General features: G+C 60.6%; 13 protein-coding genes and 1 pseudogene. 8 read left to right on the top strand and 6 right to left on the bottom strand.

Annotation, left to right across the window (positions count from 1 at the left end):
- Positions 1–13 precede the first annotated feature (13 nt).
- From CQ009_RS16820 to gabP, 3 genes are all read left to right on the top strand, one after another.
- On the top strand, positions 14–685 hold the full coding sequence (locus CQ009_RS16820) for a response regulator transcription factor (RefSeq protein WP_105707561.1): 672 nt from the start codon (positions 14–16) through the stop codon (positions 683–685).
- Positions 686–714: 29 nt separating this feature from the next.
- On the top strand, positions 715–6210 hold the full coding sequence (locus tag CQ009_RS16815; protein ID WP_105707559.1) for an AAA family ATPase: 5496 nt from the start codon (positions 715–717) through the stop codon (positions 6208–6210).
- A 317-nt stretch (positions 6211–6527) separates the two neighbouring features.
- Entirely contained in the window at positions 6528–7928 is a 1401-nt protein-coding gene (gene gabP / locus CQ009_RS16810; protein ID WP_105707557.1) for a GABA permease, read from the top strand.
- 12 nt (positions 7929–7940) lie between these two features.
- Here the strand turns inward: gabP and CQ009_RS16805 are convergent, their stop codons facing one another.
- On the bottom strand, positions 7941–8504 hold the full coding sequence (locus tag CQ009_RS16805; protein WP_105707555.1) for an adenylate kinase: 564 nt from the start codon (positions 8502–8504) through the stop codon (positions 7941–7943).
- Between the two features lie 200 nt (positions 8505–8704).
- Between CQ009_RS16805 and CQ009_RS16800 the strand changes: the two genes are divergently transcribed.
- The 3 genes from CQ009_RS16800 (at position 8705) to CQ009_RS16790 (ending at position 14963) form a co-directional block, all read left to right on the top strand.
- Complete coding sequence (locus CQ009_RS16800) at positions 8705–9118, top strand: PaaI family thioesterase (RefSeq protein ID WP_064390333.1); 414 nt, start codon at positions 8705–8707, stop codon at positions 9116–9118.
- Between the two features lie 264 nt (positions 9119–9382).
- On the top strand, positions 9383–10540 hold the full coding sequence (locus tag CQ009_RS16795) for an HD-GYP domain-containing protein (protein WP_105707553.1): 1158 nt from the start codon (positions 9383–9385) through the stop codon (positions 10538–10540).
- A gap of 43 nt (positions 10541–10583) precedes the next feature.
- Complete coding sequence (locus tag CQ009_RS16790; RefSeq protein WP_105707551.1) at positions 10584–14963, top strand: response regulator; 4380 nt, start codon at positions 10584–10586, stop codon at positions 14961–14963.
- Between the two features lie 199 nt (positions 14964–15162).
- On the opposite strand, the gene CQ009_RS16785 is transcribed toward CQ009_RS16790, so the two are convergent.
- On the bottom strand, positions 15163–16149 hold the full coding sequence (locus tag CQ009_RS16785; RefSeq protein ID WP_105707549.1) for an alpha/beta hydrolase: 987 nt from the start codon (positions 16147–16149) through the stop codon (positions 15163–15165).
- Positions 16149–16589, bottom strand: a complete 441-nt coding sequence (locus tag CQ009_RS16780) for a TspO/MBR family protein (RefSeq protein WP_064390328.1) — start codon at positions 16587–16589, stop codon at positions 16149–16151. Before CQ009_RS16780 ends, CQ009_RS16785 begins: the two co-directional genes overlap by 1 nt.
- Before the next feature lie 143 nt (positions 16590–16732).
- Between CQ009_RS16780 and CQ009_RS30235 the strand changes: the two genes are divergently transcribed.
- Positions 16733–16999 carry a hypothetical protein gene (locus CQ009_RS30235; RefSeq protein ID WP_105707547.1) on the top strand — a complete coding sequence of 89 codons (267 nt, stop codon included), beginning with the start codon at positions 16733–16735 and terminating at the stop codon, positions 16997–16999.
- A gap of 53 nt (positions 17000–17052) precedes the next feature.
- Here CQ009_RS30235 and CQ009_RS16770 read toward each other — a convergent pair whose 3' ends face one another.
- Together CQ009_RS16770 and CQ009_RS29955 are read right to left on the bottom strand one after the other, a co-directional pair.
- The gene (locus CQ009_RS16770; protein WP_256585444.1) at positions 17053–18564 is read right to left on the bottom strand and encodes an EAL domain-containing protein; all 1512 of its coding nucleotides are present in this window, start codon (positions 18562–18564) and stop codon (positions 17053–17055) included.
- Positions 18565–18737: 173 nt separating this feature from the next.
- Entirely contained in the window at positions 18738–18989 is a 252-nt protein-coding gene (locus CQ009_RS29955; RefSeq protein ID WP_158260944.1) for a hypothetical protein, read from the bottom strand.
- Positions 18990–19249: 260 nt separating this feature from the next.
- On the opposite strand from CQ009_RS29955, the gene CQ009_RS16760 reads away from it, so the two are divergent.
- Complete coding sequence (locus CQ009_RS16760; RefSeq protein ID WP_105707540.1) at positions 19250–21169, top strand: tyrosine-protein phosphatase; 1920 nt, start codon at positions 19250–19252, stop codon at positions 21167–21169.
- Here the strand turns inward: CQ009_RS16760 and CQ009_RS30140 are convergent.
- A pseudogene (locus tag CQ009_RS30140) lies at positions 21147–21430 on the bottom strand (hypothetical protein); the annotation flags it as partial. The gene CQ009_RS16760 and the pseudogene CQ009_RS30140 overlap by 23 nt on opposite strands.

Raw genomic sequence — 21430 nt, 5'->3', positions numbered from 1 at the left:
CCGAGGAGACAGCATGACCCTGTGGTCGCATTCCAGCCCCAGCACCACCCCGCCGACGTTGCGCGAGCCAGTGGTTTATGTGGTCGACGACGACGCCTCGATGCGCCAGGCCCTCGACGGTTTACTGCGCTCCATTGGCCTGCAGGTGCAGACCTTCGAAACCTCTCAGGATTTTCTCGCCGCGGCCAAACGTGACGTGCCCGGTTGCCTGGTGCTCGATGTGCGCCTGCGCGGTGAAAGCGGCCTGACTTTTCAGGAGCAGATGGAAAAGACCGGCGTGCGTATTCCTATCGTATTCATGACCGGTCACGGCGACATCGCCATGACCGTCAAAGCGATGAAGGCCGGTGCGGTGGACTTTCTCGCCAAGCCGTTTCGCGATCAGGACATGCTCGACGCCGTCGCCAGCGCGTTGGCCCGCGACAGTGCGCGGTTGGTTGCCGAGCAGTCTGGTGCGGTTATACGCCTGGCCTACGAGACGCTGACCGTGCGTGAGCGCGAGGTGCTCAGCTTCGTCATCGGCGGGCTGATGAACAAGCAGATCGCGGCGCAGCTCAACCTCAGCGAAGTGACGGTGAAAGTCCATCGCAGCCAGGTGATGAAAAAGCTGTCAGCCCGCTCAGTGGCGGATCTGGTGCGTATCGCCGAAGCCCTGGGCATCGAGCCGGCGCGCCGCAACGGTTGAACAGCAACCCTATGACGGTGTCGACACAGATGGCCAGCAAAAAGCAGATGTTGTGGGACGACGGCGAGCGGGTGTTTGCTCGCGAACTCGACCAGAGAGAGGGTCGTCGCAGTGTTCTGGTGATGCGCCCGGCCCACGCTCAACCGCTGCCCGCGACCCTTGATCGCCTGGCGCATGAATACAGCCTCAAGGACGATCTCAATGCTGAATGGGCGCTGCAACCGCAAGCCCTTGAACGCGCAGGCGCAACGACACGCCTGTTATTCGACGATCCCGGCGGCGAGCCGCTGTCGCGCTTGCTGATCGCGCCGCTGGACACCGAGACCGGCCTGTTGCTGGCGATCAACATCGCCGTGGCGCTGGGCCGCCTGCACCAGTGCGGTCTGGTGCACAAAGATCTCAAGCCGCAACACATGCTGGTCAATTGCAGCGACGGCCAGGCACGCCTGACCGGCTTCGGCCTCGCCTCACGTCTGCCCCGTGAACGGCAAGCGCCGGAGCCGCCGGAAACCATCGCTGGCACCCTGGCCTACATGGCACCGGAACAAACCGGGCGGATGAATCGCTCGATCGATTCGCGCAGTGATCTGTATGCCTTTGGCGTATCCCTTTATCAAATGCTCACCGGCTCGCTGCCGTTCAGCGCCAATGATCCGATGGAATGGGTGCATTGCCACATCGCGCGCTTACCGATGCCAGCGTGCGAACGGGTGGCCACCGTGCCGGCGATGCTCTCGCGGGTGGTCATGAAGTTGCTCGCCAAGACCGCTGAGGAACGCTATCAAACCGCTGCCGGGGTCGAGCATGACCTGCGCCGTTGCCTGAACGATTGGCAGCGTGCCCGGCACATCGAGACTTTCACGCTGAACGAGCAGGGCGCGATCGATCGCCTGTTGATCCCGGAGAAACTCTACGGGCGCGAGCGCGAAGTGCAAACGCTGATCGATGCGTTCGCACACGTAGTGCAGAGCCAATCGCCAAAACTGGTGCTGGTGTCCGGTTACTCAGGCATCGGCAAGTCCTCGGTGGTCAGCGAGTTGCATAAAGTGCTGGTGCCGTCGCGGGGGCTGTTCGCCTCCGGCAAGTTCGACCAGTACAAGCGCGATATTCCCTATGCGACGCTGGTTCAGGCCTTTCAAGGACTGGTGCGCACGCTGCTGGGCAAGCGCCGCGAAGTGCTCGTTGAATGGCGTGCGGCGCTTTTACAGGCGCTGTCACCGAATGCGCGGTTGATGACCGAATTGATCCCCGAACTCAAGCTGATTATCGGCGAGCCACCACCGGTGCCGGAGCTTGAACCGCAACAGGCGCAGCAACGTTTCATGCGAGTGTTGCAGCGCTTTATCAGCGTGTTTGCCCGACCGGAACACCCGTTGGCGCTGTTCCTCGATGACCTGCAATGGCTGGATGCGGCGACGCTGGATCTGCTCGAAGAACTGCTGACCCGTGCCGAGGTTGGCCACCTGCTGTTGGTCGGCGCCTACCGCAATAACGAGGTCGATGCCGACCATCCGCTCAGCAGCAAACTCAAAGCCATTCGTAGTGCCGGCGCGCACATCGACGAGATTCGCCTGACCCCGCTTGCCGGTGTGCACATCGAACAACTGATCGCCGAATCCTTGCGCTGCCCACCCGCGAGCATCGTCACCCTGGCGCGGCTGGTGCTGGACAAGACCGGCGGTAATCCGTTTTTCGTCATCCAGTTTCTCCAGGCCCTCGCCGAGGAGGAACTGCTGATTTACGACCATCAATTCAACCGTTGGCGCTGGGATCTGGAGCTGATCAACGGCAAAGGCTACACCGACAACGTTGTCGATCTGATGGTCGGCAAGCTTGCGCGTTTGCCACTGGAAACCCGGCAGGCCCTGCAACAGCTGGCGTGTCTGGGGAACGTCGCGCGGATCGACACGCTGGCCACTGTGCTCGATCTGTCCCCGGCTCGCGTGCACGCGGCGCTGTGGCCGGCGGTGCGCCAGGATCTGGTTGAACGTCTGGACGGTGCCTGTGCGTTTGCTCACGACCGTGTGCACGAGGCGGCTTACTCGCTGATCGCCGAAGCCGAACGTGCGCAGACGCATTTGCGCATTGGCCGGCTGTTGGCGCTGCAAACGTCGGACGAAGGCCGCGAAGAGGCAATCTTTGAAATTGTCGGCCAGCTCAATCGCGGCGCCAGCCTGATCAGCGCCCGTGCCGAACGTGAGCAGTTGGCCGAATTCAACCTGCTCGCCGGTCAGCGCGCCAAGGCTTCGACCGCTTACACCTCTGCGTTGACCTATTTGGGCGCGGGCGCGACGGTGCTTGGCGAACAAGGCTATGACAGCCGCCATGAGTTGGCGTTTGCCCTGGAGCTGAACCGCGCCGAGTGCGAATTTCTTACCGGACAATTGGCGCTGGCCGACGCCCGACTACAGGTTCTGGCCGAGCGCGCGGCAACCACAGTGGAGCGCGCGGCGGTGACCTGTCTGCACATGGATGTCTACCTTTTGCTCGATCGCAGCGACCGCGCGGTTGCCGTCTGCCTGGCCTATCTGCGTCAGGTTGGCATCGACTGGACGGCACATCCGGACGATCAGCAAGTACGCCGGGAATACCAGCAGATCTGGGTGCAACTGGGTGAGCGCAGCATCGAACAACTGATCGACTTGCCGTTGATGGAAGATCCGGCCTCACTGGTGACGCTGGATGCGTTGAGCAAGCTGTTCGCACCGGCGTTGCAGTCGGACGCCAACCTTGCCTGCCTGACCATTTGCAAAGCGGTCAGCCTGAGCCTGCAACATGGCAATTGCGATGCCTCTTGCGTGCTTTATGCCAACGTCGCCCGCGTCGCCGGGCGGCGCTTCGGCGACTATGCCGCTGGCTACCACTTTGGCCGTTTGGGGTGTGATCTGGTCGACCGACGTGGCCTGACACGCTACGAGGCGAGCACTTATCTGTGCTTCTCGATCTTCGTGGTGCGCTGGATGCGCCCGGTGCGCGAGTGCCGCGAATTGCTGCGCCGTGCACTCAGCGCCGCCAACCGCATCGGCGATTTGCCCTACGCGGCGTATGCCGGCAACAGCCTGATTTCTGACCTGCTGTTTATTGGCGAACCGCTGGCGGAGGTGCAGGTTCAGGCCGAAGCGGGGCTGGCCTACGCGCAGAAAATCCGCTTCGGGCTGGTGGTGAACTTCATGAGTTGCCAACGAGCATTGATCCGCATGCTGCGCGGGCAGACTGTGGAATTTGGCAGTTTCAACGATGAACAATTTGATGAAACGCGCTTCGAGGCGAAACTCGCTGCGCCTGATCTGGCGTTGGCCCGTGGCAAATATTGGGTGCGCAAGTTGCAGGCGCGCTATCTGGCCGGGGATTACGCGGCAGCGGCTGATTGCGCGGCTCAGGCCCGGGAATTGATGTGGGTAATTTCTTCGTTTTTCGAGGAGGCCGAATACCACTTCTACGCAGCGCTGACATTGGCTGTTCATGGCGACGCCGATACCGATCCACTGCAACGCTTGGCAGAGCACCACGATCAACTGCAAATCTGGGCACAACAGTGTGCCGAAACCTTCGCCAGTCATGTAGCGCTGGTCGGTGCCGAAATCGCTCGGGTTGCGGGGCAACCGATCGAAGCAGAGTTGCTGTACGAGCGGGCGATTCAATTGGCGGTGGATAGCGGCTTCGTTCACATTGAGGCTTTGGCCAACGAACTGGCGTCGCGTTTCTACGGTGCTCGCGGTCTGGCGAAAATCGCCCGCGTCTACCTGCAAGACGCGCGCTACGGTTACCTGCGTTGGGGGGCCGATGGCAAGGTGCGGCAACTGGAGCGGCGGCACCGTTTTCTGCGCCAGGAAGACGCGCAGCCGAGCGCGACAGCGACCATCATCACCGCCGTTGAGCATCTGGATCTGGCCACAGTGCTCAAGGTGTCCCAGGCCGTGTCTGGCGAAATTGTTCTCGACCGCTTGATTGAAACGGTCATGCGCACCGCCATCGAACAGGCCGGCGCCGAGCAGGGTGTGCTGATTCTCACCGAAGGCGAGACGCCGTATATCGCCGCGCGAACCCGCATTGGCGACAGCAGCACATTACTCTGCAATGAGCCGATCAACGCAACCGCGCTGGCTGAATCGGTGCTCTACCAGACCCTGCGCACCGGCGAAAACCTATGTTTGGACGATGCCGTCGCCGATCCGGCATTCGCCGCTGATCCGTACATGCAACAGCACGGCGTCCGCTCGATCCTGTGCCTGCCATTGATGAATCAAGGTCGGGTCGCTGGGGCGCTGTACCTGGAAAACAATCTGTCGGCCGGCGTGTTCAGCCCGGTGCGCATTGCCGTTTTGCGGCTGGTCGCTTCACAAGCGGCAATCTCGCTGGACAACGCGCGGCTGTATCGCGACGTCGCCGAGCGTGAAGCAAAGATTCGCCGGCTGGTCGACGCCAACATCATCGGCATCATTGTCTGGAGTGTCGAAGGAGAAATCATCGAGGCCAATGACGCTTTCCTGCGCATGGTCGGTTACCAACGCGATGATCTGCTCTCGGGAAACGTGCATTGGCGCGACATGACCCCGCCGGCACGACGCGCCGAAAGCGAAGCGGCGCTGGCGACGGCGATCCGCACCGGGCGCGCCCAGCCGTTCGAGAAGGAATACATCCGCAAGGACGGCAGTCGGCTGCCAGTGATTGTCGGTCTGGCCGCGTTCGAAGCCAGTCAGCAACAGGGCGTGGCATTCGTGCTTGATTTAAGCGAACGCAAACAGGCGGAAGAACAAGTGCGCGAAGGCGAACGCCGGTATCGCGAGGTGCAAGCGGAATTGGCCCACGCCAACCGCGTGGCGACCATGGGCCAGCTGGCGGCGTCAATCGCTCACGAAGTCAACCAGCCGATCGCCGCCACCGTGACCAATGCCAACGCCGCGTTGCGCTGGCTCGGCGCACAACCACCGAACACCGGTGAAGTCGAACTGGGGCTCAAGCGCATCATCAACGATGGTAACCGCGCGGCCGACGTGCTCGGTCGCATCCGCGCGCTGATCCGCAAGACACCACCGCAACGGCAAGCGCTGGATCTCAATGCGGTGGTGGAGGAGATGGTCGGGTTTACGCGCAGTGAGGCGACTCGATATGGGGCGATGGTGTCCGTGCAACTGGCCAGCGACTTGCCGGCGGTATTGGCCGACCGGGTTGAGTTGCAACAGGTTCTGCTCAATCTGATCGTCAACGGCCTCGAAGCCATGGCGGTGATGGCGGAGGGCGTGCGTCGGCTGTCCATCACCAGCGATGTTGCCGGTGGAAACGTGCGGATTACCGTCAGCGACTCCGGGCCGGGATTTGCCTGCGAGCGCGCGGAAGAAGTCTTCACCGCGTTCTACACCACCAAACCCACCGGACTGGGGATGGGCCTGTCGATCTGCCGCACGATCATTGAGGCGCATGGCGGACGCTTGTGGGCGGAGGCGAATGCGCCTTGTGGGGCGCGGGTTGTGTTGGCGTTGCCGGGGTATAAGCAAAGTCCTTTCGCCGAAGGCGGATGCGATTGAGTTGCCGAGTTATGAGGCACTGCAGCGAACATAGGTTGCAATGTGCGCGAGGTGACCAGTCGGTGTTTATCGTGAACACATAGTTCTCGAATGTCGATATCAGACACGATCATGGCGCAATCAGGCTACTGACTCATCGGGCAGGCCGGGTAAGGTGAGGTGTCTTTAAGTCAAGATAACCTCATAAAGATCATGGGGTTGATAAGAACTGCGGCGGTTGAAGGGGGCTTCTTTCGGGAAGTCCTGCAGGCAACGATGATGATCGTTTGCCCGCATCAATTAGCTTGAATGTCGATCAGCAGAGAATAAAAAAACCAATGATCAGCCCTAACTCCATGGATTCGAGTAGCCAATTGGCGCAGGGCTTCAAGCCTCGTCACGTCACCATGCTGTCCATCGCCGGGATCATCGGCGCCGGTTTGTTCGTAGGTTCAGGGCATGCCATTGCCGCAGCGGGGCCGGCGGTGCTGCTGGCTTATCTGTTCTCCGGTTTGCTGGTGGTGCTGGTCATGCGCATGCTCGGCGAAATGGCGGTGGCCAATCCCGACACCGGCTCGTTTTCGACCTATGCCGACCAGGCGATCGGGCGCTGGGCGGGCTTCACCATCGGCTGGCTCTACTGGTGGTTCTGGGTATTGGTGATTCCCATCGAAGCGTTGGCGGCCGGGCATGTGTTGAATCAATGGTTTCCGCAGGTCGATGCCTGGTTGTTCGCCTTGGGCTCGATCATTGCGCTGGTGGTGACCAACCTGTTCAGCGTGTCCAAGTACGGTGAGTTCGAATTCTGGTTCGCCATGGCCAAGGTTGTGGCGATCATCGGTTTTATCGGTGTCGGTTTTGCCGTGTTGATGGGCTGGATTCCCGACAGGCAAGTCAGCGGGTTGAGCGGGTTGATGGCCGACCACGGCGGATTTGCGCCCAACGGTCTGTCGGCGGTGGTCGGCGCGTTCATCACCATCATGTTCAGTTTCATCGGTACCGAAGCGGTGACCATTGCCGCTGCCGAATCCAACGACCCCTCGCGAAACATTGCCAAGGCCACGCGCTCAGTGATCTGGCGCATCGCCGTGTTCTATTTGTTGTCGATCTTCGTGGTGATCTCCGTGGTGCCGTGGAATGATCCGTTGCTGGCCTCGGTCGGGTCTTATCAGCGCGCGCTGGAAATCATGAACATTCCCCACGCCAAGTTCATGGTCGACGTGGTCGTGCTGATCGCCGTGGCGAGTTGCATGAACTCCTCGATCTACATTGCCTCGCGCATGCTGTACTCGCTGGGCCGGCGAGGCGATGCGCCGAAAATGCTCAAGGCGACTTCCTCGGAAGGTGTTCCGCGCGCAGCGGTCATCGCCAGCACGGTGATCGGTGCGTCGATTACCGTATGGAGCTATTTCATGCCCGCCGGGCTGTTTCAATTCCTGCTGGCCAGCTCCGGCGCGATTGCCTTGCTGGTGTATCTGGCGATCGCGGTATCGCAGTTGCGCATGCGGCGGATTTTGCGTCAGCGCAATGTCGAGCTGACCTTTCGCATGTGGCTGTTTCCATGGCTGACGTGGCTGGTGATCGTGTTTATCTGCGCCGCGCTGGCGGTGATGATGATCACCCCGGAGCATCGCACCGAAGTCACCACCACCATCGGACTGGCACTTGCGATTTCCTTTATCGGCCTGGTGACGTCGCGTCACCCTGCGCCGGCGGCGACGGTCACGTCGGTGGGGTAAAAAATCGGCAGCTCATTGCGCTGAACCTTTCGCTGGCGCCCGGATTTGCGTCAAAGCCTGAACGACATTGGCTGTCATTTTTTCAGGACTGATCGTCCCGTCCAATCGCAACACCGAGGCCGTTTGCGCTGATAACCACGCCTCGTGCCAGGCGCGATTGCGTCCTGAAAAGTCCGGATTGTCGTACTGCGAGGCCCATTCTCGAAAGGAGACATGTATCTCATGCATGTTGCCACCCGGTGCAATCCGCTCTCCAAAGCGTTGCTTTTCCCGTGCCGCCAGCCGTTCGAGGCGAACGGACGTTGGTGTGACAACGAACACAATCAGATCGGCATGGGCAATCAACGCATCCCCCCAATCAATACAAGAACCCGTCAGCACCCAATCGTCGTCACCGAGTTCTTGCTGCATCAATGAAACACGCTCACTGACCGAACGCTTGGTTGTGAACGGAGGATTGGTAGGCATCCAGAAGAAATCGTCGACATCGACCTGGCGTATGCCCAGTAGTAGGGCGAGGTGCTGACCCAAAGTCGTCACGCCCGCACACGAAGCGCCTGTAATGTAGATCCGCAATTCTTCCTCCTTGAGTCTTGGCCGGTTTCGGGGGCAGCAAAATATCAAGATCTCCTTGCGTGTCAGTGCCGCTATTCAGGACTCACGGTTTATCACTGCCGATTCCGCATCCGTATAGTTCTTGCGCCATCAGGCGGTTGGCCATAAACCCTCCTGTTCAGGTCAATGAAGCCGGTGAGTCACCGGCACAAGGAGGAATCATGGACGCCAGCGCAATTCCCGAAGGTTTCGCCCCGTTTACCCGCAGCAGTCCGCTGCTTGATCTGCTTGGTCCGATCTACGCGAAGGGCAGTGGGCTGCAATTGGAACTGGGGTTGTTGACTGACTCACGCCATGCCAATGGCCGGGGCACCTTGCATGGCGGCGTATTGGCGACGTTGGCCGATGTCGGTATGGGTTACGCCATGGCATTTTCCAGCGACCCGCCACAGCCATTGATCACCGCGAGCATGACCCTGGATTATCTCGGCGCGGTAAAAATGAACGAGTGGCTGCAAGTGCGTCTGGAATACTCGAAAAAAGGACGCCAACTGGCGTTCGCCGCCGTCAGCCTGCATGTCGGGGAGCGAACGGTGGCGCGGGCCAGTGCGGTGTTTGCGGTGCCGATGGGTTGAAAAGGCATGGCCATCAAGGCGTTGGTCCACAGACCACAGCATGATGCTGATCGAATGAGTGTTGTCCAGTGGAATGACGGCATGTAGTCGGTAGTGGCTTGCCAACCACTGCTTTCGGCCAATAGCAGACATTCGATTGCGTGCCTCTTCGAACCAACCTGCCGATCTTCACCTAGCGATTGCGGCGTTTCTAGCTACGCTTGCCAGCAAGAGACTGGCGTAAGTACGCCAGCTCTTGAATTGCGGACTCGGGAGCCAACATACATGGATAGCATGCAGGACGTTTACCCATCAGCGACCGTTCTGGTGGTCGACGATACACCCGATAACCTGATGCTGATCGCAGAGTTGCTCAAGGACAAATATCGGGTCAAGGCCGCCAACGGCGGCGAAAAGGCCCTGCGCCTGCTACAGGCAGACCCGCTTCCCGACCTGATCCTGCTGGACATCATGATGCCGGGCCTGTCCGGTTATGACGTTGCCGAGCAGCTCAAGCTTGACGCTCGCATTCGCCACATACCGATCATTTTCCTGACCGCCATGACCGCTACGCAGGACGAGATTCGCGGCTTGAGCCTCGGTGCTGCGGATTACATCACCAAGCCGATCATTCCCCCGGTTCTGATGGCCCGGGTCGAGACTCAGATCAAGCTCAAGGCCGTTGCCGATTTCCTGCGCAATCAGAACGATTTTCTGGAGCAGGAAGTGCAACGGCGCACCCGCGAGGTGATTGCCATCCAGGATGTCACGATCCACGCCATGGCCTCGCTGGCTGAAACCCGTGATAACGAAACCGGCAACCACATTCGCCGCACCCAGCACTACATCAAACGCCTGGCTGAACTGTTGCGCAATCACCCGCGCTTCCGGGACTTCCTCGACGAGGACACCATCAAACTGCTCTTCAAATCGGCACCGCTGCACGATATCGGCAAGATTGGCATTCCTGATCGCATCCTGCTGAAACCGGGACGGCTGACCGCCGAAGAGTTCGAGATCATGAAAACCCACACCACATTGGGACGCGACGCCATCCAGCACGCCGAGGATCAGTTGGGAATAAACGTCGACTTCCTTCATCTGGCCAAGGAAATTGCCTACGGCCACCAGGAAAAATGGGATGGCAGTGGCTATCCACAAGGTGTGGCCACCGATGACATCCCGATCAGCGCCCGATTGATGGCCGTGGCGGATGTCTACGATGCGCTGATCAGTCGCCGCGTGTACAAACCCGGCATGCCCCACGAGCAGGCGGTGAAAATCATCCGCGAAGGCCGCGGCTCGCATTTTGATCCGGACATCTGTGACGCGTTTCTCGCCAATGCCGAACAGTTTCGCGCAATTGCCGAGCGATTTGCCGACAGCGACCAGGACATGGCCAGGCAGTTAGCCCTGCTTGAGCAAATTGCTGATCGTCCCTGAGCCCCGCGCATCACTCTGCACATCCAGCTGAAAGAGGCCGTTTATGAACAGACTGTTCGAGATGCTCGAGCGCCTGTCCCTGCGCAGCAAATTGATCATCGGCTTCGCGGCGTTGATGACATTGATCCTGATACTCGGCGTGCAAAGCCTGCGCACCCAGTATTCGCTCAGGCATGAAATGCAGCAGTTGTACCAACAGGATCTTGCCGGTATCCAGCATGTGCAGGAAGTTCGGGTGCAACTACCGCATCTGTTGCTGGCCATGCAACGGGCGATCGCGACCAATAACGCCGACATCCGCATCAGCGCCAGGGCGCAGATGGACCGCGCCCAAGAGCGCCTCCTCGAAGCGTTGGCGCAGGTGCGTCCAACACTGCGCAGACAGAGCAGCATCAGCAGCCTGCTGGAATTCGAACGGGTATTACAGCGTCTGCAAAAAGATGGCGATGAAGCGTTGGAGTTCGCCGGCAAGGGGTCCTTGGGTCAGGCCTTGATGTTGCTCAACAGTAAGGATTTTCTTGCGTTGGAACAGGGCGGCGACGGGTTGCTCAACCAGATCGAGAAAAACAAGGAAGCCGACATCCACGATACGGCGAAGAACCTCGCTGAGTACGCCCAGCGCAGCAGCATGATCACCTATGTCTTGCTGTTGGGCGGTTCAACGCTGGCTTTGCTGTTGACCTGGCTGGTCAGCTATTCCATTCGTGTGCCGCTCAACCGTGTCCGCGTGGCGGTTGATGAATTGGCGTCGGGCAAGCTGGACGGCCAGATCCCCCACACCGACCTGCGCAACGAAACCGGCGACTTGGCGCGGGCCATTGCCACGCTGCAAGTGGAGGCTTGTCAACTTGAACGCCAGCGTTGGGTGAAAGGCCATGCCTCGCTCCTGCAAGTGGATCTGCAACAGGCAGAGACGCCACAGCAGTTGGCCCAGGCTTTTTTCAGCCGCATCGCGCCCCGTTTGGGCATGTGCCAAGGGGCGCTTTACGTGCTTTATGAGGGCGCGTCGCGCCTGCAATTAGTCGGCGGTTATGCGGTGGACAGTGAGCACCCCTTGCCCGCCGAGCTTGAACTCGGTGAGGGGTTGCTTGGCCAGTGCGCACTGGATCGCCAACCCCGTCAGCTTGATGATCTGCCCGAATCGTTCTGGCATGTGCGCGCGCAGTTGGGCGCAGCAGCCGCCAGCCATCTGATGGTGCAGCCGGTGCTGCGTGGCGAGCGTCTGCTCGGGGTTGTGGAAATGGCTGGCTTTCACTCGCTGGAGGAGAAAGAGGCGTTGCTCTTGCAAGAAGTCCTGCCGAGGCTGGCCGGTGCGATGGCCATTATGGAACGCAGCGAGGCAGCCCAAGCGCTGCTGCAGGAAACACGGCGCCAGGCTGACGAAATGGGCGCGCAAACCTTGCTGCTGGAACACCAGGCCAGAGAGCTGGAGGCCCAGCAGGCAGAACTGCGCGCCACCGAGGCCTGGTACCGCGGCATCATCGAGGCAGCACCGGACGGCATGCTGGTGCTGGGAGCCGACGGCCGCATCCTGATGACCAACCCGCAAATGGACACCTTGTTTGGTTACGCCCCCGGCGAGCTGATTGGCGCCAGCATCGAGCGTCTGGTACCGCAGGCTGCCCGCGAGCGGCATGTCAGGTTACGCGACGGCTTCATTGCCAGCGGCGGAACCCGGCAGATGGGCGGCGATCTGGACGATTTGAGCGGAGTACGCAAAGACGGCAGCCTGTTCTCCGTGGAAATCGGCCTTTCCCATTTGCCCCGCCTCGAGGGTCGTGGCGTCTGTGTGTGCGCCTCGGTGCGCGATGTCAGTGAGCGCCGGGCGATGGAAGCCAGGCTGCGAATTGCCAGCGATCGCCTGAACCTGGCACAAGAGGCCGGTGACATCGGGTTATTCGATGTCGATCTGGTCAGCGGCACAAACTATTGGACTCCTCAGCTTGAAACGCTGTTCGGACTTGAGGCTGGCGGCTTCGGTGGCTCGTTGGCGCACTGGAAGGCGCTGGTGCATCCCGAGGATGTGGCGCGAGTCAGCAGCACCTTCGAGAATGCCGTTCAGAGTGGCGATGATCGCGTCGAGTTCGACTTCCGGATCGTGCGTAAAAACGACGGGCAGGTGCGCACGTTCCGCTCGCTGAATCGCTTCTCACGCACACCTGACGGCAAGCCATTGCGCGCAACCGGCATCAACATCGACGTCACCGCACTGGCAGAGGCTAGGGCTGCAGCGGAAGAGGCCACGCTGGCCAAGAGCGAGTTCCTCGCCAACATGAGCCATGAGATCCGAACACCGATGAACGCCATCATCGGCATGAGCCACTTGGCGCTGCGTACAGAACTGGATAAACGCCAGCGCAACTACATTGAAAAGGTGCACCGATCAGCGGAGAACCTGCTGGGAATCATCAACGACATCCTCGACTTCTCCAAGATCGAGGCCGGCAGGATGAGCCTCGAACACGTGCCTTTCCGCCTGGAGGACGTATTCGACAGCTTCACCTCGATGATTGGCCTGAAGACCGAGGACAAGGGCCTGGAGTTGTTGTTCCAGATCCCGCCCGACTTGCCCACGGCACTGCTGGGCGATCCTCTGCGGTTGGGGCAAGTGCTGATCAACCTGGGCAACAACGCAGCCAAATTCACCGAGCACGGCGAGATCGTGGTCGGAGTGGAAGAAGTGGGGGCGCATACGGACAGTGTGCAACTGCATTTCTGGGTCCGCGACACAGGCATTGGCATGACCGTCGAGCAGTGTTCACGCCTGTTTCAGTCATTCAGCCAGGCGGACAGTTCGATCACCCGCAAATACGGTGGCACCGGGTTGGGGCTGTCTATCTCGAAGAAACTGGTGGAGCTGATGGCCGGCCGAATCTGGGTCGAAAGTGGACCGGGGATCGGCTCCACATTCCATTTCCAGGTGCAACTCGGCGTGCAGCAAAACGTGCAGCCGCGCCGTATGTTCAAGGCCGGCGAACTGCTTGGTATGCGGGTACTGGTCGTGGATGACAACACCAGTGCCCGTGAAATTCTCTCGGGCATGGCGCGCAGCTTTGGCCTGGAAGTGGATGTCGCGCAGAGCGGTAGTCTGGCGCTGCGCATGTTGGCCGACGCCGAGCACAAGGTCCTGCCTTACGATCTGGTCTTGATGGACTGGCGGATGCCCGGCATGGATGGCATGGAGGCCGTGAGCAGAATGCATTCCGCCAGTCTGATGCGCACACCATCGGTCATCATGGTGACCGCTTTTGGCCGCGAAGAAGCCCGCGAAGAAGCCGAACGCCAGGGCCTCCAGTTGCCGGTGATACTGACCAAACCCGTTACGCCGTCCTCGTTACTCGAAGCCATCGGTGTCGTGCTGGGCAGAGACACGAACAGCGATACTCGGGCTGGCGAACGCTCCCTACAGAATGCCGATACCGTCGCCAGTCTCAAGGGAGCGCGGCTGCTTCTGGTCGAAGATAACGAACTGAATCAGGAATTGGCCAGCGAGCTGCTGGAAAGTGTCGGAATACGCTTGCGACTCGCCACGCACGGCCAAGAGGCCTTGGATATCCTCGGCGAGGATGGCGACTTCGATGGCGTGCTGATGGACTGCCAGATGCCAGTGATGGATGGCTACACGGCCACCCGGCAAATTCGCCAGCAACCGCGCTTCAGCACTCTGCCAGTGATCGCCATGACCGCCAACGCCATGGACGGTGACCGCGTGCGTGCGCTCGAATGCGGCATGAACGACCATATCTCCAAGCCACTGAATGTCGAAACCATGTTCGCCACAATGGCAAAGTGGATCAAGCCACGAGCCGCTCAAGCACCACTGAACGCAGTCTTCGCCGATGGCTTGCCAGATCGTCTTGAGGGCATTGATCTGGCGGCGGGTCTCGCCACCTGCATGGGGCGGCGGGATCTCTACTTACGTCTGCTCTGCAAGTTTCGCGATACTCAGACAGACTTTGCCGGGCAATTCCAGGCCGCACGAATCGATCCGGATTCTGGTGCCGCGGGACGGCTGGCGCACAGTTTGCGCGGCACCGCTGGCAACATCGGCGCCAAGGCTGTGGCGCAGGCTTGCACGTTGTTAGAACAGGCCTGCCAGAACGGCGAGCCGGCTACGGTAGTGGAAGCGCTAGCGATGCAGGTCGAGCATTGCTTGCTCCCGACCCTGGCGGCTCTGGCCGACCTTAAAACAAACACGCCGGCCTCCATGGATGGCTACCCGCTGGACGACTCGGCAATCAGCGAGCAACTGAACAGGCTTATTGTTCTTTTGGACGAAGGTGATACGGCGGCTTCGGACGTGCTGGTGGCACTGCGCAATATGCCACTCGATCGAGCGTTGGCAGAACGGCTGGCACTCGCCGCGGCGCAGGTGGAACTGTTCGACTTTGATCGCGCCTTGCAGCTCATTCAGGATAAATGAGTTGGGTAGCAGGTAGCCGCTAATCATTAACTCCCCACGGCGTCACTTTCACTCGACAGTTATCTGCGTTACCGAGTGGCAAAAAACCGCCCGGTGAGCAAGGCGTGGAAAGGTTGCAATCACGTGCTTGCGATCCTGCTGATCATGCAGTTGCTGGGTTTGGCGCTGTACTTCTTTTACCTCGCCTGAGCCTGAACGTTTACGCCAGTTCGTCAGGCACCTTAACGGCCTCGATGCGCGCCGAAATCCATTGCCGACTGTAGGCCAGAACGCCCTGAGCGAGGGCCGTGGGGAAGTGGATAAAGCCGTGGGGCGAGGAGGGCAGCAGGTACATGTCGACCGGCGCCGATTGCGCCCAGCGTTTGGCCATGTCGAGGGTGTCGTCGCGCAGTGGATCGAGTTCACCGGCAAACAGCAGGGCGGGCGGGAAACCGCTGAAGTCGCCGTACAGAGGTGATAACGGTGGCTGACGGCGCTGTTCGTCAGTCATCTCCGGGGTGAGCAGGCGCAGTGCCTCGACCATGCCGGGGCCGTCCAGCACCAGTGTGTCGGCAGGCGCGCTGCGTACGCTTGGGGTTCCGGTCAGGTCGTAGACGCCGTAATACAGCAGCGCGGCGCTGATGCGTTGCAGCAACTCCGGCCACTGCTTGAGCGCCAGCAAGGTCGCCGCGGCCAGATGACCGCCCGCCGACTCACCGACCACCACGACGGGCAGACCGGCAAATTCGGCATCACTCAATACCCCACGAGTGGCGCTGAGGCAGTCTTCCAGCAGACCTTCAAGCGGCGTCGAAACCGCTAATCGATAATCGACCGAGACCACCGTCACCTGACAGGTGTTGACGATGGCGATGTTGAAATTGTCGTCCATCTGCGCATTGCCGATCACCCAGCCGCCACCGTGGAAGTCCAGCACCACGCCTTTTGCCGGACCTTTGGGGCGGATGATCCGCACCGGTACATTCCCCAGCATCTTCTGCTCAGCCGTCAGACCATGCTCGCGCAACTTCCTTGCACCGCCGACCTGACTGACGCGCAACAGTGCCTGAATCAAGCGTGGCGTCAGGCGATTGCGGATCTTGAAACGCGGCAGCCAGGCGAGTTTGCGGTTGAAGGCGCGCACCTGCGCCAACTCGCGCGGGCCTTGCGGCCACGGTGTTTCGGTCCCCCAATTGGCATTGGTCATCAGCGGTTCTTGATCAGGATGGAGAAATTCAACGCGGCGGCCACACACAGCCACGCCAGATACGGAAACAGGATCAGACCAGTGATCAGGTCCAGTTGTATCGCCAGCACCACCATTGCCGCAACCACCAACCACAGCACCGTGAGAATCACCATCGCCGCCAGCACCTGATGCGCGCCGAAGAACACCGGCGTCCACAGTGTGTTCAACGCAATCTGCGCCGCCCACAGCGCCAGCACAGTCTGGCTGCCGGGGATCAGGCTCAAACGGTAACCGGCCCAGGCCAGCAGCAGGTAGATAATCGTCCAGGCCACGGGGAACGCCCAGTTGGGCGGGGTAAAACCGGGTTTGTTCAGTGTTTCGTACCACGGCCCCGGTTTGAACATCACGCCGGTGGCTGCCGCTGCTGCGCAGGCCAGAAGGAAAATAAAAAAGGTCATCGCCGATCCTTGGCTGCAAGCAGCCGGTAAGGGGTTTAAGAAAAGGACGCCCCGGCGCGCGAAAAGTTTGCTATGAAATCCAGATTGACCGGAGAGGCTATTCAATTTGAACTAAAAACTGACCACCGCGTCAGGATAATCAGTTGCCTTTTTCTACTGACGCGGATGACATCATGTACACCTATCACATCGATTACCGATTCAACGGCGAGCCTCGCACCTTTCTGCTTGAACTCAAAGAACAGCAGCTGGCCGAGCACGAGGCCGCGATGCATCTGCTCGAGTTGCACCTGGGCGACGCGGAAAATGGCCTGATCATGCCCACTGCGGATTCGACGGCCGAGGAGATTCTCGAACATGCAGAGCGGGTAGGGATTACGCAAATAACGGTTGTCGGCAAAACCAACTGAAGCGCGAAGCAGACGTTGGCTCATGCGCAAGGTTCTTCGAGCTTAGTTCGAGCTTAGACCGGTATCGCTGCTTCCAGCGCTCCGTGCTCTACGTGCGCGCGCTCTCTATAGAACCGCCAAAACTCATCCGCCGGCATAGCCTTACCAAACAGCCAGCCCTGACCAAACTGCACACCGTGACCGCGCAGGTAATCGCGCTGCGCTTCGGTCTCAATGCCTTCGGCAACGATCTGCAGACGCAGACTCTTGGCCATTTCGATGATGTGGCCGGTCACTGATCCGGTGGCCGCGTCTTGCTCGATGTTATCGACGAACGACTTGTCGATCTTCAGCACATCCAGCGGCAATTGCTGCAAATGCTGAAGACTGGAAAAACCGGTGCCGAAATCGTCGATGGCCGCCAGATAGCCCAGCTCGCGGGCACGATTGACTGTCGTGCGCGCGGCGTCGATCTCGACGAAACCGCGTTCGGTGGCTTCCAGCCAGATCTGCTGTTGCTGCACATCGGCGCGGCGTAATGCGGCCTCCAGCTTCGGCAGAAAGCGGCCGCTGCTGACGTCTTTGGCCGCCAGGTTGATTGCCACGTGCAAGCCGCGCTCCTTGACCAGCAACGGGCCGAGGTCACGCATCACATTGTCGATGACCTGATCGGTGATCGGCAGAATCAAACCGCTGTGCTCGGCCAGGGGGATAAACGCATCGGGGCAGACCCGCGTACCGTCCGGGTGCTGCCAACGCACCAGTGCCTCAGCGCCAACGCAGGCGCCGTCGTCCAAGCGAATAATCGGTTGATAGTGAACGACGAACTCACGGTTGCGCACCGCCAATTGCAATTCGGCCAGCGGCGACAGGCGTTGGCGAGTGCGGCGCACGATCAGCAACACAAGCACGCCGGCGAGTAAACCGCCGATGGGCAGCATCAGCATTTCCCGGCGAACCAAGCCCTGCATCAGCTCATGGCGGGACAGCGCGGCGATCGCCACCCAGTCGCCGCTGTGCACGAGGGTGTAGAGGTAGCCGTCGTCGAGCCCCGAGTGCGGACCAGAATGCACCCGAGCGAGAAAGTGTTCCGCGCCGGGGCGCGAGGCGCTGACCAGTTGCCCGGCAGCGGTGCCGACGGCCAGATGCAGATCCTCATCGAGCGTTACATGCAGGAACTGCTGTGGATCGACCAGCACATTGAACGCGGCGTATTGCAGAGCCATCATCGGCTTGGCCGCGACGATGCGCGACTGCACATCGAGGGATACGCGCACGCCGTCGGCGGTGATGAAGTCTTCCTGCCACGGCACCGCATGCTGGCCGACCGTACCCCACGAACCGCAGGCGTAAATCTCTTCTTCGACGTAACCGATCGACTTCACTGACAGGGTGTTGATGGTCAGCAGCCGCATCTCGTCGATGCTCTCGGGCGTGCAGGGGGCGAGGTTCGAACCGGCGATGCTCTTCAGCGCACCGGCTGCTTCGCTGAAGGTGCCATTGGCGCGGCTGGAGGCCACCGCCGCGAGGGTTTCCAGGCGCTGCTGCGCCGCCGCCAGATTCAACATCCAGGCGACGTAACCCATCAAAAGGAGCGGAAGCAAGACACACGGAAGGCCCAGGAGAACGCTCCCCCAGACAATGCGTTTTTTGTTCATTTGGCGCCACCTTGGCCACAAGGCCTGTGACGTGCGCACAGCACGGCTGTTTTCAGCCACTGCACAATAACGCCGCCGGGATCGGCGGATATTGTTGTAGATCAACTATTCCACTGCCGGCCTTCAATCCCTGTGGTTTGCCACAGGTTTGCGGCAAACCACAGATCTCCAATAGACCAAAGAACCCTGTAGGAGTGAGCCTGCTCGCGATCGCGGTCTATCAGCCACATCATTGCTAAATGACCCACCGTTATCGCGAGCAGGCTCACTCCTACAAAATTTGTGTCAAATCCAGGATATCCAGCAATCCCGAACTCCTGCAGTTTTTGTGTGAAAACCCAGATATCCAGCATCCCGAAGAACCCTGTGGGAGCGAGCTTGCTCGCGAAGGGGCCCTGTCAGCCAACCTCACATTAACTGACCTGCCGCATTCGCGAGCAAGCTCGCTCCCACAGTGTCGCCGCTCGAACTCCACCATCCGACCCTATGGACAATTCACGCACCCCACGGCCCATTCGCGCAGGCATTTCCGTGCAGCGCGAATTTGTCATATTCGGTCTAAATCCGGTGCAGATAGTAGGCAGCCCAACGCTAATCGAAATGAGGCTGCACCGTGTTCCAACGTCTGCTGTGTTCGCTGTCCGTACTTAGCCTGTCCATCGCCGCCGCCAACGCCGCCGAGCCGGTTCTGCTCGACACCCCGCGCCTGAAGGGCATGGACAATTTCCGTGATGTCGCCGGCACCACCACCGCGTACTCCACCGCCCACGACGGCACCATGCGTGCCGGGGTGTTCTACCGCGCCAACGCCGTGACCCCGACCGCGGCAGACCTGGCGATCCTAAACGGCCTCGGCATCAAAACCGTCTACGACCTACGCACCCCGAGCGAAATCGCCGCCACGCCGGACACAATGATCAGCGGCGCGACCTGGCAGAACATCGACATCATCGGCAGCACCACCTCCGGCGCGAACATCACCACCGTCTCGTTCAAAAGCGCCGCCGACGCCATCGCCATGATGGAGCAGACCAACCGTGCCTTCGTCAGCGACGCCGGCATGCGCGGCCAGTTCGGCAAGCTGTTCAATGAACTCGCCAGCGTCGATGCCGCGCAACTGTTCCACTGCACTGCCGGCAAGGACCGCACCGGCTGGACCGCCGCCGTGTTGCAGAGCATCGCCGGTGTCGACAACGCGACCATCATGGCCAACTACCTCGCCACCAACGACTACACCGCCGCCCGCGTCGCCGCCACGTTGAAAGCGATGCCCGCCAGTATGGCCGCCGTGTATGAGCCACTGCTCGGCGTTCAGGCCAGCTACCTGCAGGCCGGCCTCGACGAAGTCACCGCGCAATACGGCAGCATGGACAACTACCTCAAACAGGGCCTCGGCCTGTCGCAGGAAACCATCTACGTCCTGCGCGGCAAACTGGTCGAATACAACAGCCTGCCGGGCCAGGCCGGGCTGATCGGCAACGCCGCAGCCGGTGCCGAATTGCTCCGCCAATTGCAGAACACCAACTTGTCTGGCACCTACAGCGCCTACAACTACTACCTGCAATCGGCCATTGATGCCGGCACCCTCGGCGGTGTCGAATCCCAGGTCGGCGGTCAGGTCCACGCCGACGCCGCCAGCTACCTGCTGCGGCAAAACGCGATGATCGAACAAGCCGCCGCACCGTTCGCCAGCGGCAGCGACCTCAAAGTCGGCCAATACCGCCTCTGGACCACCGCGCTCGCCGGCTACCTCGGCACCGACGGCTCGGCCCACGCCGACAGCAGCAACGAACACAGCCAAGGCCTGATGGTCGGCATCACCCAACGCTTCAGCGAACAACTCAGCGCACGCGGCGGATTCGGCTACAGCAAAGGCACTGTCGGCGGCGCGGGTGGCGAAGCCGACACCGACTTCACCTTCCTCAACGTCGGCGCCCGCTACGGTTTCACCAGCCTCGAACAAGGCCTGTTCCTCGACGCCAACGCCAGCGCCGGCTACATCGACTACGACAGCAAACGCGACCTCGGCGGCGGCCTCGGCACCGCAAAAGGTGACACCCACGGCAACCTCAGCGGCGCCACCGTCGCCCTCGGCTACCGCGCCCCGGTCAACGGCATGACCTTCGAGCCAAGCCTGGGTTTGCGCGTCAGCCACTTAGACCTCAACGGCTTCACAGAGACGGGCAGCGAACTCTCCCTCGACGTCGACGACAACAGCGCCACCCGCCGCAGCGCCGTCGCCAACCTCAACGTCGCCTTCGCCCCAATGGCGATGGGCGCATGGCAACTGGTGCCCGGCGTGCAAGTCGGTTACGAACGCACACTGGGCGACAACCAGGTCGACAGCCAAAGCCACTTGCTGGGCCTCGACATCGAACAACGCGCCGCCTTCGACAACCGCGACCAGTTCAGCGGTGGCGTCAACCTCATGGCCAACCTCGGCGCCCTCAGCCTCGGCGCAGAAGTGGGCGCCAACGGCGGTGGCGACAGCCATGGCTTCAACGGCGGCCTCAAGGCCAGTTACGCGTTCTAAAACACACAAAAAACTGTAGGAGCGAGCCTGCTCGCGAAAGCGCCAGATCAGCCAACACCAAAGTAGACTGACCGACCGCCATCGCCAGCAGGGCTAGCTCCCACAGGTTTTGTGGAATACCGACAATCTCCGGCACACCAGAAATCCTTGTGGGAGCTGGCTTGCCAGCGATTGGGCCAGCCCAGCCAACATCACCATCGACTGACCCACCGCCATCGCTGGCAAGCCAGCTCCCACAGTTTTGTGGCATGCCATCAATCC

Source organism: Pseudomonas sp. MYb2 (assembly GCF_002979955.1).
In the GTDB taxonomy this organism is placed as follows: domain Bacteria; phylum Pseudomonadota; class Gammaproteobacteria; order Pseudomonadales; family Pseudomonadaceae; genus Aquipseudomonas.
The sequence above is the reverse complement of the archived record's forward strand: the minus strand, read 5'-3'. Positions and strand labels throughout refer to the sequence as shown.

Excerpts from the sequence above, each read along its gene's own strand:
- CQ009_RS16785 (WP_105707549.1), bottom strand. The coding sequence starts at position 16,149 with ATGACCAATGCCAATTGGGGGACCGAAACACCGTGGCCGCAAGGCCCG.
- CQ009_RS16780 (WP_064390328.1), bottom strand. The coding sequence starts at position 16,589 with ATGACCTTTTTTATTTTCCTTCTGGCCTGCGCAGCAGCGGCAGCCACC.
- CQ009_RS16795 (WP_105707553.1), top strand. The coding sequence starts at position 9,383 with ATGGATAGCATGCAGGACGTTTACCCATCAGCGACCGTTCTGGTGGTC.
- CQ009_RS16770 (WP_256585444.1), bottom strand. The coding sequence starts at position 18,564 with ATGGGTTACGTCGCCTGGATGTTGAATCTGGCGGCGGCGCAGCAGCGC.
- CQ009_RS16800 (WP_064390333.1), top strand. The coding sequence starts at position 8,705 with ATGGACGCCAGCGCAATTCCCGAAGGTTTCGCCCCGTTTACCCGCAGC.
- gabP (WP_105707557.1), top strand. The coding sequence starts at position 6,528 with ATGATCAGCCCTAACTCCATGGATTCGAGTAGCCAATTGGCGCAGGGC.
- CQ009_RS29955 (WP_158260944.1), bottom strand. The coding sequence starts at position 18,989 with ATGCTGGATATCTGGGTTTTCACACAAAAACTGCAGGAGTTCGGGATT.
- CQ009_RS16815 (WP_105707559.1), top strand. The coding sequence starts at position 715 with ATGGCCAGCAAAAAGCAGATGTTGTGGGACGACGGCGAGCGGGTGTTT.
- CQ009_RS16820 (WP_105707561.1), top strand. The coding sequence starts at position 14 with ATGACCCTGTGGTCGCATTCCAGCCCCAGCACCACCCCGCCGACGTTG.
- CQ009_RS16790 (WP_105707551.1), top strand. The coding sequence starts at position 10,584 with ATGAACAGACTGTTCGAGATGCTCGAGCGCCTGTCCCTGCGCAGCAAA.